Annotated in this window: 12 protein-coding genes; all 12 read left to right on the forward strand. The window is 41.4% G+C overall.

Features of this window, described 5'->3' with window-relative positions:
* Positions 1-17 precede the first annotated feature (17 nt).
* The 12 genes from NST15_RS08405 to NST15_RS08460 all read left to right on the forward strand — a co-directional run bounded on the left by NST15_RS08405 (position 18) and on the right by NST15_RS08460 (position 14153).
* On the forward strand, positions 18-275 hold the full coding sequence (locus NST15_RS08405) for a DUF3243 domain-containing protein (RefSeq protein ID WP_008344693.1): 258 nt from the start codon (positions 18-20) through the stop codon (positions 273-275).
* A 131-nt stretch (positions 276-406) separates the two neighbouring features.
* Positions 407-1198 (forward strand): DUF3388 domain-containing protein, encoded by a 792-nt coding sequence (locus NST15_RS08410; protein WP_003211480.1) that lies wholly within the window; start codon positions 407-409, stop codon positions 1196-1198.
* 23 nt (positions 1199-1221) lie between these two features.
* A complete protein-coding gene (locus NST15_RS08415; protein WP_008344690.1) occupies positions 1222-2133 on the forward strand; it encodes a helix-turn-helix domain-containing protein in 912 nt (303 codons plus the stop codon).
* A 73-nt stretch (positions 2134-2206) separates the two neighbouring features.
* Entirely contained in the window at positions 2207-2788 is a 582-nt protein-coding gene (gene pgsA / locus NST15_RS08420) for a CDP-diacylglycerol--glycerol-3-phosphate 3-phosphatidyltransferase (protein ID WP_008344688.1), read from the forward strand.
* Between the two features lie 16 nt (positions 2789-2804).
* A complete protein-coding gene (locus NST15_RS08425; protein ID WP_017367273.1) occupies positions 2805-4055 on the forward strand; it encodes a competence/damage-inducible protein A in 1251 nt (416 codons plus the stop codon).
* 177 nt (positions 4056-4232) lie between these two features.
* Positions 4233-5276: a recombinase RecA gene (gene recA, locus NST15_RS08430; RefSeq protein WP_007499478.1), complete on the forward strand. Its 1044-nt coding sequence runs from the start codon at positions 4233-4235 to the stop codon at positions 5274-5276.
* Positions 5277-5576: 300 nt separating this feature from the next.
* Positions 5577-7139, forward strand: a complete 1563-nt coding sequence (gene rny, locus NST15_RS08435; protein WP_003211958.1) for a ribonuclease Y — start codon at positions 5577-5579, stop codon at positions 7137-7139.
* An 89-nt stretch (positions 7140-7228) separates the two neighbouring features.
* The gene (locus tag NST15_RS08440) at positions 7229-8023 is read left to right on the forward strand and encodes a TIGR00282 family metallophosphoesterase (protein ID WP_008344680.1); all 795 of its coding nucleotides are present in this window, start codon (positions 7229-7231) and stop codon (positions 8021-8023) included.
* A gap of 202 nt (positions 8024-8225) precedes the next feature.
* A complete protein-coding gene (gene spoVS / locus NST15_RS08445; RefSeq protein ID WP_003211281.1) occupies positions 8226-8486 on the forward strand; it encodes a stage V sporulation protein SpoVS in 261 nt (86 codons plus the stop codon).
* 203 nt (positions 8487-8689) lie between these two features.
* Entirely contained in the window at positions 8690-11734 is a 3045-nt protein-coding gene (locus tag NST15_RS08450; protein ID WP_269380210.1) for an efflux RND transporter permease subunit, read from the forward strand.
* A 176-nt stretch (positions 11735-11910) separates the two neighbouring features.
* Positions 11911-12975 carry an L-threonine 3-dehydrogenase gene (gene tdh, locus NST15_RS08455; protein WP_269380211.1) on the forward strand — a complete coding sequence of 355 codons (1065 nt, stop codon included), beginning with the start codon at positions 11911-11913 and terminating at the stop codon, positions 12973-12975.
* Entirely contained in the window at positions 12972-14153 is a 1182-nt protein-coding gene (locus tag NST15_RS08460; protein WP_342499009.1) for a glycine C-acetyltransferase, read from the forward strand. Before tdh ends, NST15_RS08460 begins: the two co-directional genes overlap by 4 nt.
* The last annotated feature ends 109 nt before the right edge of the window (positions 14154-14262 follow it).

Below are 14262 nucleotides of genomic sequence, written 5' to 3' on the forward strand. Positions count from 1 at the left end.
CGAATGGAGGAATCGACATGTCTGTACTTGAGAGCTGGGACCATTGGAAAAACTTTTTAGGTGACCGTTTAAATCATGCACAGGATAAAGGTTTATCAGATGATACCATCAATAACCTTGCGTATGAAATTGGCGGATACCTGGCTAATGAAGTTGAAGCAAAGAATGAGCAAGAAAGAGTGCTTTCTGACCTTTGGAGCGTTGCATCAGAAGATGAGCAGCGTGCCATTGCAAACATGATGGTCAAGCTAGTTGAAAATAATAGCTCGCACTAAACAAAAAGAGAGGTCGTTTGTGCCTCTCTTTTTATTTTAACCGTTTAGCAACATTGTGCTTTCTAAAAATGTGAAAATGCTTTATGATAAAGGAAGGTAAAAATTTGCCACAATGAAGGGGGTAATATCATTTGGCAAAGCTCGAATGGTATTTTGAATATGAGATACAGGTGAACCGTCCCGGACTTTTAGGAGACATTTCTTCTTTAATGGGGATGCTTTCAATTAATATTGTGACAATTAATGGTGTTGATGTATCAAGACGCGGCATGCTTCTTCGATGTGACCACACAGACCAAATTAAGCGGCTTGAATCAATTTTAAATACAATGGAAACGATAAAAGTAACGAAACTAAGACAGCCAAAACTTCGTGACCGTTTAGCTGTTCGTCATGGAAGATACATTCAGCGTGATGCGGATGACAAAAAGACGTTCCGTTTTGAAAGGGACGAGCTTGGTCTACTTGTCGATTTTATGGCTGAATTATTTAAAAAAGAAGGACATAAATTGATTGGAATTCGCGGAATGCCGCGGGTTGGAAAAACAGAATCAATTGTTGCTTCAAGTGTATGTGCAAGTAAGAGGTGGCTGTTTGTATCGTCGACTCTTTTGAAACAGACCATTCGCAGTCAGCTGATTGCAGATGAATACAGCCCAGATAACGTCTTTATTATTGATGGGATTGTGTCGACAAGAAGAGGTTCTGAAAAGCACTTGCAGCTTTTAAGAGAAATTATGAGACTGCCTGCTACAAAGGTGGTAGAGCATCCAGATATCTTTATTCAAAATTCAGAATATACAATGGATGATTTCGACTACATCATTGAATTGCGTAATAGTGCAGACGAAGAAATTACATACGAGCACGCAGAAGAACCACAAGTATTTGATCATTCTGGTTTTTCTGGCTTCGATTTTTAATATGGTAATGGTAGGTGTTTGTTTTGACTGAATTGGGAAAACGGCTCGTTGAGGCCAGAGAGGAAAAAGGGATGTCGCTGGAGGATTTGATGGCGGCTACCAAAATCCAAAAGCGCTATTTGCTAGCAATAGAACAAGGAAACTATGATATCATTCCAGGTAAATTTTACGTCAGAGCGTTTATTAAACAATATGCCGAAGCCGTTGGACTGAATCCTGAACAATTGTTCGAAGAGTTTCGTAAAGATGTACCAAGCACGTATAACGATGAAGTGTCTGATAAATTATCAAATATTAAACCGCAACGAGAGCTGCCAAAGCCTGCCTCAAAGGTACTGGAGCTGCTTCCGACGATTTTAATCATTGGAGGGATCCTTGTGGTGATCGCTATCATTTATGTGATCGTTCAAGCGGTTAATCATGATAGCGGACAAAAAAATAATCAGGCGGCTCCTCAGCAATCAGAATCAAAATACGAAGTGTCTAAGGATTCATCGCTGGCAAAGGATCAAAAGAAAAAGGAAAAAGCTTCGTCAGATGATCAAGAAAAATCATCTGAAAAAGACGATTCCTCAAAGGATTCATCTAAAGACGATGAAGATGTTTCTTTGAAGGCGACGAATACAGAGGGTTCTACGACAACGTATGAAGTATCAGGTGCAGAAGAGATGGAGCTAACCATTTCTGCCTCACAAGCTTCATGGCTTCGTGTGAGAGACGAATCTGGAAAAGTGCTGAAGATGGGTGAATTGAAAGATGGCGAATCGTTTAAAACAGACTTGACTGATCTTTCCCAAGTCGATATTCGCTTAGGAAATGCATCGGGAATCGATATTAAAGTCAATGACGAAACGCTGAAGTACGAATTAGACCCTAAAAACACCATGACACAAAACATTGTGATTGTGAATAAAGGAAAGGAAAAGTCATCTTAAGCAAGTAGATGACTTTTCTTTTGTTCCTACTATTATATACATAAAAAAATGCCTTATTGGAGGATTGGAATTCATGTTTAACTTACCGAATAAAATTACTCTTTCTAGGATCGCCTTGATTCCTGTGTTTATGTTGATTATGCTTGCTCCATTAGATTGGGGTGTTGCGCGCTTTGGTGACGTCAGCATCGAAGTCACTCACCTTGTTGGAGCGATCTTGTTTATTGTCGCTTCGACAACCGATTGGATTGATGGTTACTATGCACGTAAGCTCAATTTAGTCACAAACTTTGGTAAGTTTTTAGATCCGCTTGCAGATAAATTGCTTGTTTCAGCGGCTTTAATTATACTTGTTCAATACAATCTCACACCGGCATGGATGGCAATTGTAATCATTAGCCGTGAATTTGCTGTAACAGGTCTAAGGCTTGTCTTAGCTGGAGGCGGTGAAGTGGTCGCAGCCAATATGCTTGGAAAAGTGAAGACGTGGGCGCAAATCATTGCGATTTCGGCACTTCTTTTGCATAACCTGCCGTTTGAACTTGTATCATTCCCATTTGGTGATCTTGCTATGTGGGTAGCGGTGTTCTTCACTGTTGTCTCAGGCTGGGATTACTTTGCGAAAAACTGGGAAGCCTTAAAGAATTCTAACTAAAAAGGACGTGTACGCTTTGAAGTCAGAGAGAAAAGCAGAAATTATTGCAGTCGGTTCCGAACTTTTGCTAGGGCAAATTACGAATACGAATGCACAATTCATCAGCAAACAACTAGCTGAAATTGGTGTGAATGTTTATTACCACACAGCAGTTGGTGACAATCCAGAGCGTTTAAAAAGGGCCATTCAAGTGGCACAGGAAAGATCGAATTTTATTATCTTCTCAGGGGGTCTTGGACCAACGAAAGATGATTTAACAAAAGAAACCATTGCAAATACGCTCGATAAAGAGCTTGTGCTAAATGAAGAAGCATTTGAGTCTATTCAAGAGTACTTCCGTAAAACCGGACGTGATATGTCGCCGAACAACCGTAAACAGGCGCTCGTTCTAGAGGGATCTGATGTGCTCGTAAACCGTTTCGGAATGGCACCTGGTATGTTTATACAAGAGGGAGATACGTTTTACATTCTGCTCCCTGGACCGCCAAGTGAATTGCACCCGATGTTTGAAAACGAAGCGAAGCCGCTTATTTCTGAAAAACTCGGCCTAAAGGAAAAAATCGTGTCTGTTGTCTTGCGTTTCTTTGGCATCGGTGAATCTCAACTCGAAACAGATCTTGAAGATTTAATTGATGCACAGACCAATCCAACGATTGCACCGCTTGCAGCTGACGGGGAAGTGACGCTAAGGCTGACAGCCAAGCATGAGGATGAAAAAGAAACAGAGCGTCTGTTAAAAGAGACAGAAGCACAAATTTTAGAACGGGTCGGCGAGTACTTCTACGGATATGGTGATACATCTCTTGCCTTTGAAGCTTCAAAGGCCTTGCATGAACACGGGAAAACAGTAGCAGCGGCTGAAAGCCTGACTGGTGGTATGTTTTCAGAGTGGCTGACAGATCTTGAAGGGGCATCATCGATTTTAAACGGCAGTGTGGTTTGTTACACAAATCAAGTCAAGCAGCAAGTGCTGGGCTGCCGTGAAGAAACATTGTCTTCTCATGGTGCTGTCAGCAAAGAGTGTGCGTTAGAGCTCGCAGAAGGCGTTAGAAAACTGACGGGAAGCGATATCGGTATTAGCTTTACAGGTGTGGCAGGTCCTGAACCACACGAAGGACAGCCGGTTGGAAAAGTATTTATCGGGCTATCGACAAAAGATCAGACAGACGTGTTTGAATGGATGTTTACTGGCAGTCGATCAGGCATTCGCAAGCGTGCTGTGAAATATGGTTTGCACCACCTTTTCAAATTATTAAAAGAAAGTTAATTTTGTTTTTTATGAGGTTTACTCCTTTATAAAAGAGCGTTTTTTCTAATAGAAACAGCTTTTTTCTTAAATAATCTGCCAAGAAAAAATCGAATATGTGTTCGTTTTTTTCTTGGCAAATGACGTAAAACAAGGTATAGTATAGATAGTGGAATTGATAAAGGAGGAAACAATAGAATGAGTGATCGTCAAGCAGCCTTAGATATGGCTCTTAAACAAATAGAAAAACAGTTTGGTAAAGGCTCTATTATGAAACTAGGAGAGCAAACAGATACACGTATTTCAACAGTACCTAGTGGTTCGTTAGCACTTGATACTGCGCTTGGAATAGGTGGATACCCTCGCGGCCGTATTATTGAAGTATATGGTCCAGAGAGTTCTGGTAAAACGACAGTAGCACTTCATGCGATTGCTGAGGTTCAGCAGCAGGGAGGACAAGCTGCATTTATCGATGCGGAGCATGCGCTAGATCCAGTTTACGCTCAAAAATTAGGTGTCAACATTGATGAGTTGTTACTTTCTCAGCCGGATACAGGAGAACAAGCACTTGAAATTGCAGAAGCACTTGTTCGTAGTGGTGCAGTTGATATTGTTGTCATTGACTCAGTAGCTGCTCTTGTACCAAAAGCAGAGATCGAAGGAGACATGGGAGATTCACACGTTGGTCTTCAAGCACGTTTGATGTCTCAAGCACTTCGTAAACTATCTGGTGCTATCAACAAATCAAAAACAATTGCGATCTTTATTAACCAAATTCGTGAAAAAGTAGGGGTTATGTTTGGTAATCCTGAAACAACGCCTGGTGGACGTGCACTTAAGTTCTATTCATCTGTTCGTTTAGAAGTACGCCGTGCTGAACAGTTGAAACAAGGGAACGACATCATGGGGAACAAAACGAGAATTAAAGTTGTGAAAAACAAAGTGGCACCGCCATTCCGTATTGCCGAAGTAGACATTATGTACGGTGAAGGTATCTCGAAAGAGGGAGAAATCATCGACCTTGGAAGCGAACTAGATATCGTACAAAAGAGCGGGGCTTGGTATTCTTATCAAGAGGAACGTCTTGGACAAGGACGTGAAAATGCGAAGCAATTCCTAAAAGAGAATAAAGACATTCTTCTTATGATTCAAGAGCAGATCAGGGAGCACTACGGTTTGGATACAAACGGAGTGAAATCAACTGACGAAGAAGGACAAGAAGAATTGGAATTGAATGACTAAAAAGACGCTGAAAAGCGTCTTTTTTTTACAATTACATAACAGCTAGCGGGTCAAAAGTTCTGTCTTTGCTTGAAATAACGACTTACGCCTCAGTCTGACTAGCTTGACAAGTATTTCCGACACAATTACAATGGGAATGTATCACTTGTTTTTCTTAACATGATTGATAACTAATTTAAACTTGACAAGGGCAGTGAGGATCTCATTCCCTGTGAAGGCCCTGTATGTTGAGACACAAAACAATGTACATGCCGACACTTTATTTGTAAAACCAAGTTCATAGCAAGAGGAGGTGAAAATATGTCGCCTACGATGTTTACGATCATCTCCATTTTGCTGAGCCTAATCTGTTTAGTTGTTGGCTACTTTGTTCGTAAAACCATTGCAGAAGCAAAAATATCCGGCGCAAGAAACATGGCCGAACAAATTGTTGAGGATGCAAAGCGTGATGCGGAAGCATTGAAGAAAGAAGCGCTCTTAGAAGCGAAAGATGAAATTCATTCGTTTCGTGTAGAGGCGGAGCAAGAAGTTCGTGAAAGACGTAATGAGCTTCAAAGACAAGAAAACCGTTTACTTCAAAAAGAGGAAAATCTTGATCGCAAGGACGAATCTTTAGATAAACGGGAGTCCCTGTTGGAGAAGAGAGATCATTCTCTGAATGAACGACAACAACATATTGAAGAGATGGAAAGCAAAGTGGATGATATGATTCGTTTGCAGAAAGCTGAGTTGGAGCGTATTTCTAGTCTAACTCGAGATGAAGCGAAACAAATCATTCTGGATCAAGTTGAAAATGAGCTTTCCCACGACATTGCAGTCATGACGAAAGAATCTGAAAACCGGGCGAAAGAAGAGGCTGATAAAAAAGCGAAAAACATTCTTTCACTTGCGTTACAGCGTTGTGCAGCTGATCATGTAGCTGAAACAACGGTATCTGTAGTCAATCTTCCAAATGATGAGATGAAAGGTCGTATTATCGGACGTGAAGGACGAAATATCCGTACGTTAGAAACGTTAACAGGTATTGACCTGATCATTGATGATACACCTGAAGCTGTCATCTTATCGGGCTTTGATCCGATAAGACGTGAAACAGCGAGGATAGCTCTGGACAAGCTAGTCCAGGATGGACGTATTCATCCTGCACGAATTGAAGAAATGGTGGAAAAATCACGCCGTGAAGTCGATGATTATATCCGCGAGATGGGTGAGCAAACGACATTTGAAGTCGGAGTTCACGGTCTGCATCCGGATCTCATCAAAATTCTCGGTCGCTTAAAATTCCGTACAAGTTATGGACAAAATGTCCTGAAGCATTCAATTGAGGTTGCACATCTTGCAGGTCTCATGGCTTCAGAGCTTGGAGAAGATGCAAAGCTTGCAAAACGAGCAGGTCTTCTGCATGACATTGGAAAAGCCATTGATCATGAAGTAGAAGGAAGCCACGTGGAAATTGGCGTTGAGCTTGCGACGAAATATAAAGAGCATCCTGTTGTCATCAACAGTATTGCATCTCACCATGGTGACCAAGAACCGACATCTATTATCGCTGTTCTTGTTGCGGCAGCCGATGCATTATCTGCAGCACGCCCTGGTGCAAGAAGTGAGACGCTTGAAAATTACATTCGGAGACTTGAGAAATTAGAAGACATCTCTGAATCTTATGAAGGTGTTGAAAAATCGTTTGCGATACAAGCTGGACGTGAAGTGCGTATTATGGTGAAGCCAGATTCAATTAATGATCTTGAAGCTCACCGTCTAGCAAGGGATATTCGTAAGCGGATTGAGGACGAGCTCGATTACCCTGGTCACATTAAAGTGACAGTTATTCGAGAAACTCGCGCAGTAGAGTATGCAAAATAGAGCGGTGCGCTTAGCGCCGCTTTATTTTTTTGTGTAAATATGCAACACTGATAAGAAGTTCATTTTATAAGAGAAAGGGTTCAAAACGTATGAAAATATTATTTGTTGGAGATATCGTTGGTTCACCTGGCAGAGATACACTGAAAGAATACTTGCCAAAGCTAAAGAAAAAATATCAGCCACACTTTACGATTGTCAATGGAGAAAATGCGGCTCATGGGAAAGGACTTACTGAAAAAATCTATCACGAGCTGCTTCAAGCTGGGGCTGATGTGCTCACGATGGGGAACCATACATGGGATAAAAGAGACATTTTCGATTTCATCGATGATGCACCCCATATTGTTCGTCCGGCAAACTTCCCGCAAGGTACACCAGGGAAAGGGCTCACTTTTATTAAAAAACAAGGTAAAGAACTAGCTGTCATCAACTTGCAAGGCCGCACATTTTTACCTCCGATTGACTGCCCATTTCAAAAAGTAGATGAGCTCATAGCAGAAGCTTCAAAACGTACACCGTTTATTTTCATTGATTTTCATGGTGAAGCCACAAGTGAAAAGCAAGCAATGGGTTGGTATACAGATGGCCGTGCATCATGTGTCGTTGGAACACATACACATGTTCAAACAGCAGATAACCGCGTCTTGCCAAAAGGAACTGCTTATATTTCGGATGTTGGCATGACTGGTCCTTATGACGGTATTTTAGGTGTTGATCGGGAAACGATTATTAAACGATTTAAAACGAGCCTCCCTGTCCGTTTTGAAATTGCAGAAGGCCGCACGACATTAAGTGCAGTGATCGTAGAAATTGACGAATCGTCGAAAAAAGCTGTCAAAATTGATCGAATTTTGATAAATGATGACCATATTTTCTTTGAATAAATGTTCACATATTTATTTCAGAAAAATATTAATCAGAAAGAAGGAATATGCGCCCTCTATCGTGAATATAGTAAAAATGGTAGGTAGCCTGCTATTTTTGAAAAACATTTTGGGGATGGATTTTCAAAAAAATAGCAACATCTAACAAAGATTGTTCTAATGAACACTCACTTATCCATTGTAAATTTAAGGGGGAGCAAAAATGGAAATTTTAAAAGTTTCAGCAAAGTCAAATCCAAATTCAGTAGCAGGAGCATTAGCCGGCGTTTTACGTGAACGCGGTGCAGCGGAAATACAGGCTATCGGCGCTGGAGCACTGAATCAGGCGGTCAAGGCTGTCGCCATTGCAAGGGGATTTGTTGCGCCTAGCGGAGTGGATTTGATATGCATTCCAGCCTTTACTGACATTCTTATCGATGGAGAAGAAAGAACAGCAATCAAACTGATTGTTGAACCACGATAATTCTAATTTTATTATTTTCAACCTGCTTACATCATGTAAGCAGGTTGTTTTTGTTTACCGCTATACATTTCTCATATAACATATTTCTTTCACAAAATAGATAGAAAATGACATATTAGAGCTTGCATTTTTTCACCATGATGATAAATTAAGATTAAGTTGAAAATACTTCATCAAAAATAAATATTTAAGTAGGTGAAATAATGATTGAAGCTTTTTTAAAAAGGGGAAAGCTTGTTTTTATTTTATTTTTTATCGTTCTCATTGCTGGAGGTTATTTGTTTACACAGCTTCCTAAACGAGAACTGCCAGAGTTTCAAGCAAATATTGTAACCATTTCGACTGTTTTCCCTGGTGCTGATGCAAAACAGGTAGAAAGTGATGTCACCAATAAGCTCGAGTCGGCCATTTCTGATATCAATGGTGTAGAGAAGACAAGCTCTGTTTCTGCCATTGGTTTCTCAAATATTGTGCTTGAAATTGATGATCAAGCCGATTTTCAAAAGGTGGCAAGTCAAATCAAGAGTGAAACCACAAATGCCGCCTCTTCTTTTCCAGATGGTGTGATGGAGCCAGATGTAAAGGATGAGTTTGGCAATGTGCCAGTTGGTTCTTATATGATTGTAGCAAGTAACTCATCTGATTTAGCAAAAAGTCAGGAATCGCTGCGTGCGTTAAAAGAAAAAGTGGAGGACATCAAAGGTGTTGATGGAGTCGTCATCAAAGGGTTCAATGACAAACAAGCAATATTGAACTTGGATTCAAGTAAACTGGAGGATAACGGGTTAAACGTGACCGATGTCACAAATGCCATCAATCAAGAATTTGACACATCCCCTCTAGGTGACGTCCAGGCAGATGGAGAAAAGGTCAAGCTGTCCATTGATGCCTATGATCGTTTAGATCAAATCAAAAAGATTGAGATCTTCTCAAAAACGAGCCGAGAGCCTGTTACAATCGGTCAGTTTGGTCGTTTAAAAGAAGTAGAAAAAGAGAAAAGTGATATCGTTTCATATAATGGAAAGCCAGCCTATTCATTTACAGTCAATATCAAGCCAGGACTGGATATTCCTAATATGTATGACAAAGTCAGTGCGGTCATTGAAAAAGAGAAAGAGCTGCCAAATGGTGTGGATTGGATAGACTACTATTCACAAAAAAGTGAAGTAGATGCTATTTTTAACGATTTAATCAAAGAAGCGATCGTGGCCGTCATCGCCGTCATTGTCGTCACCACACTTGGTCTAACCATTGGTGGTGCGTTTATCGTTTCACTTGCGATTCCGCTATCCATAACAATCGGAACCATCCCGCTGCCGTTTTTACAAGTGGACCTTAATCAAATTTCAATTATTGGCTTTATCATTGCGCTAGGGATACTTGTAGATGACGCCATTGTCGTCAACGATAATATTTTAAGGCAGATGAAAAAATACGAAAGTCCGCTTAAAGGAACAATTGCAGGTGTAAAAGAAGTGGCTGGATCCATTTTAACGTCAACACTGGCAGTTGTCTTTGCCTTCTTGCCGCTTGTTTTTCTTTCTGGTGCGAACGGTTCATTTATTCGAGCGTTACCGTCTGTTCTAGTCACAACTGTACTTGCGTCAATGGTTATTTCATTGACACTTGTGCCAGTGTATCAATATACAGCAAACCGAAAAAGAAAGAACAAGAAGATTCAAAAAGAACCGGGCTTTTTAGGCAAACCATTAAAAAGGTTAGCCGATTTTTATGCAGATCGAGTACTGACAAACATCGTGAAGCGGCCACTTCTCATTGGATTAAGTGGTTTGCTCGTAGCCACACTTGCCTTTTTGCTTATTTTCGCCACACCATTTGAGTTTTTCCCTGCGGCGAATAAGAAAGAAGTTGTTGTCACTGTGACACTTCCAAGTGAAACAACCTTAGATAAAACAAATGACACATTAGAGAAAATAGAAAAAGAGATCAAACAGCAAAAAGGCATTGAAGAGACGGCCATTTTTGCAGGCGGCGGTGTGCCGAACTTGTTTAATGAAAGCATTTCAAACGCAAGTGATCATACTGGTCAGATTGTTGTCAGAGTAGACAATGAGCAGATGACAAGCAAAGCATTGATCGATCGTATGACAGAGCCATTGCGAAAGAAATTTAAAGATGCTGATATCTTTATGAAAACCATTGTTCAAGGTCCGCCAACGGGAGCGCCTGTGACCGTCACTGTTGCAGGAGAACAATTTTCAAAGCTCGTGGATGTGAAAGAGAAGCTCACAAAAGAAATGAAAGAAAGCGGAGCGAGCCTGATCACAGACGATGTCAATCAACCGGTGAAAACCATTTCATTTGAATTGAATCGTGACCGAATGGCAGAGGATGGGCTCACTGCTCAGTTTGTCAGCAGACAGCTTGGCCTTGTTACAGAAGGAATTCCATTAGGCACCTTTAAACAAGGAACAGATGACATCGACCTCGTAGTGAAACAAGACATGAGCACACATCAAAACGGACTGAAGCTAAAAGACATCAAGGTGCCTGTGAGTCCAAATGAGGGTGGCATGCCTCAACTTGAGCCGCTTAGCCGATACGTAAAGGAAAAAGAAACAGAGCAGTATGAAAGCATTCCGCATGAAAACGGGATGCCGACGATCACGTTAAAGGCATATCCTGGTACATCAGATACGTTTAAAGACGATATGACAGAAGTCATAAATGAAGTTGGGAAAAGCGATGCAGCGAAGAATTTGACCATTTCTCAGGGCGGAGAAAATGAAGATCAAACCCAATTCTTTATTGAAATTAGTCTCTTATTTGGGGTAGTCCTGCTGCTCATTTATGTGACCATCGCTTTCCAGTTCAATTCACTCATGCTTCCGCTTTTAGTTCTTGGAACGGTTTACTTAGCGATATCCGGAGCCATTATTGGACTATTTGTCACTCAAACGCCGTTTAGCTTTATGGCCACAATGGGGATTGTCTCATTGGCAGGTATTGTTGTCCGAAATGCGGTCGTTTTGTTTGAATTTATTGAACAGAGGCGCAAGCAAGGTCTCGATCAACGAACAGCTGTGATTGAAGCGGGGAGGGCAAGGATTAGACCTATTTTGCTGACAGCATTTACAGCACTTGTCGCTCTTATGCCCGTTGCTTTAAGTAATGACCCACTCTTTAAGCCGCTAGCGATCTGCATCGTATCAGGTGTCTTTTTCTCAACGATTCTGACACTACTGATTGTGCCGGCTTTATATGTAGCCGTTTCAAAAAAACGCTGACAACTTAAAAGCAAATCTCCGAATAAAAGGAGATTTGCTTTTTTTTTAGAAAAATATCTAAAAAAGTATGTGGAGTGTTCATTTGTCTTCTCCTGAAAGACAGCGGTATTTACGTCTAAAATAAGACATGATAAGATCGGATTGGGAGAAGTTTTTTAACAAAGGGGTTGTACGTCATGTGTGGAACGATGAAAGCGATTGTCAAAAAAGAAAGCGCTTACGGAGCGGCGATGATGGAAATGCCGATTCCAGAAATAAGTGATCATGAAGTGCTCATCCAGGTAAAGGCTACATCGATATGCGGAACGGATGTGCATATTTATAATTGGGATGATTGGGCGAAGGGGAGAGTCAAAGCACCGTACATTTTTGGTCATGAATTCACAGGGGAAGTTGTCAAAACGGGGAACCAAGTCTCACGAGCAAAAGTAGGGGATTTTGTATCGGCTGAGACGCATATTGTCTGTAATCAGTGTTATATGTGTTTAACGGGTCAGCAGCATTTGTGCAGCGAAACGAAAATTTTAGGGGTAGACATTGACGGCTGTTTTGCTGAATATGTCAAAGTACCAGAACAAAATGTGTGGCATAATCCAGCTCAAATGCCAGTGGAACTTGCATCTATTCAAGAACCGCTTGGAAATGCTGTTCATACAGTTCTGCATACACCTGTTTCCGGAAAGTCAGTGGCGATTTTTGGCTGCGGTCCCATTGGTTTAATGGCGATTGCGGTTGCAAAAGCCTCCGGGGCTGTCCAAGTGTTCGCTGTTGATAAAAATGAATACAGACTGGATCTTGCCCGTAAAATGGGTGCAGATCATATCGTGGATATCGGAAAAGATGATCCTGTTGCAATGATTAAGCAGCTCACGCGGATGGAAGGAGCAGACGTGATGTGTGAGATGTCAGGACATCCCGTTGCGATTAATCAAGCACTCGAAGCTTGTGCAAATGGAGGGAAAGTGAATATACTAAGTTTGCCAGAGCGGCCGGTGACCATTGACATTACGAATCAAATTGTTTTTAGGGGATTAACCGTGCAAGGGATCACGGGGAGAAAAATGTTTGAGACGTGGCGTCAAGTATCCGAACTTTTAAAAACGAATACCATTGATGTACAGCCGGTTGTCACCCATACGCTGCCATTTGAAGATTTTGAAAAGGGATTTGAACTCATGAGAAATGGTACGTGCGGGAAGGTCGTACTGATCATGCCATCATATCAAAGGGGGACGAAATGATGAAAGAATTTACGTATTTAAAAGATGAATTGGACACAATGAAGCAGCAAGGCACCCATCAAACACTGAAAGAAATCGATTCCAAACAATCTTCCACGGTGACATTAAATGAACAATCCGTCATACAACTCTCTTCAAATAACTACTTAGGTCTCACCTCACATCCAAGGCTGATGAAAGCGGCAAAAGAGGCGATTGATGAATTCGGTGCTGGAACAGGATCTGTACGAACCATTGCTGGAACGATGACAATGCATGAACGGCTTGAAAAAAAGCTCGCAGCTTTTAAAAAGACAGAGGCAGCCCTCGTATTCCAATCAGGCTTTACGACCAACCAAGGGGTCTTATCCAGTATTCTCACAAAAGATGATATTGTCATTTCAGATGAGCTGAACCATGCCTCAATCATCGATGGGATTCGCTTAACAAAGGCAGATAAAAAAGTATATGCTCATTCTAATATGGAAGAGCTTGAGAAAATTTTAAAGAAATCGATGAATTACCGCGTCCGTCTTATCGTGACAGATGGTGTGTTCTCAATGGATGGAGATATTGCACCGCTTCCTGAGATTGTAAGACTTGCAGAAGCATATGATGCCTTTGTGATGGTAGACGATGCCCATGCGTCTGGAGTACTTGGTGAAAATGGGCGCGGAACAGTGAATCATTTTCAACTTGACGGCAGAGTGCATATTCAGGTTGGCACACTTAGTAAGGCAGTTGGTGTGCTAGGCGGTTACGTCGCTGGTTCTGCCGTTTTAATCGACTATTTAAAGCATAAAGCAAGACCGTTTTTATTCAGCACCTCACATCCGCCGGCTGTCACAAGAGCCTGTGAAGAAGCCATTGAAGTGCTGTTAGACGAACCGGAGCGCATTGAAACACTTTGGGAGAACGCGGCCTATTTTAAAGAAAAAGTCATCGGTCTTGGATTTGAGGTGGCACCAACAGAAACGCCTATTATTCCGATGATGATTGGAGACGAGGCACTCACTTTCCGGTTTTCAAAAGTATTAATCGAGCGCGGCGTTTTCGCTCAAGGCATTGCTTTCCCAACTGTAGCGAAAGGAAAAGCGAGAATTAGAGCCATCATCACAGCAGAGCACACAAAAGAAGAGCTTGACCGTGCACTGACAATCATCGAAGAAGAAGCAAAAAAACTGAATATACTTGATTGAGAGAGCTGAGGCTCTCTTTTCTTTTGCGCTAATCTTTCCATATTTCATCAAATCTACCGTTTGTTATGTATAATGTATGTAAAAAGATCTATTGAGGTAAGTGGTGAGA

The sequence above is a fragment of the Bacillus sp. FSL R5-0820 genome (genome assembly GCF_038593385.1).
Classification (GTDB): Bacteria; Bacillota; Bacilli; order Bacillales; family Bacillaceae; genus Bacillus; species Bacillus altitudinis.

Bases quoted from the DNA above. Each gene is read 5' to 3' on its own strand.
- NST15_RS08405 (WP_008344693.1), top strand. From the start codon at position 18: ATGTCTGTACTTGAGAGCTGGGACCATTGGAAAAACTTTTTAGGTGAC.
- pgsA (WP_008344688.1), top strand. From the start codon at position 2,207: ATGTTTAACTTACCGAATAAAATTACTCTTTCTAGGATCGCCTTGATT.
- recA (WP_007499478.1), top strand. From the start codon at position 4,233: ATGAGTGATCGTCAAGCAGCCTTAGATATGGCTCTTAAACAAATAGAA.
- rny (WP_003211958.1), top strand. From the start codon at position 5,577: ATGTCGCCTACGATGTTTACGATCATCTCCATTTTGCTGAGCCTAATC.
- NST15_RS08440 (WP_008344680.1), top strand. From the start codon at position 7,229: ATGAAAATATTATTTGTTGGAGATATCGTTGGTTCACCTGGCAGAGAT.
- spoVS (WP_003211281.1), top strand. From the start codon at position 8,226: ATGGAAATTTTAAAAGTTTCAGCAAAGTCAAATCCAAATTCAGTAGCA.
- NST15_RS08450 (WP_269380210.1), top strand. From the start codon at position 8,690: ATGATTGAAGCTTTTTTAAAAAGGGGAAAGCTTGTTTTTATTTTATTT.
- tdh (WP_269380211.1), top strand. From the start codon at position 11,911: ATGTGTGGAACGATGAAAGCGATTGTCAAAAAAGAAAGCGCTTACGGA.
- NST15_RS08460 (WP_342499009.1), top strand. From the start codon at position 12,972: ATGATGAAAGAATTTACGTATTTAAAAGATGAATTGGACACAATGAAG.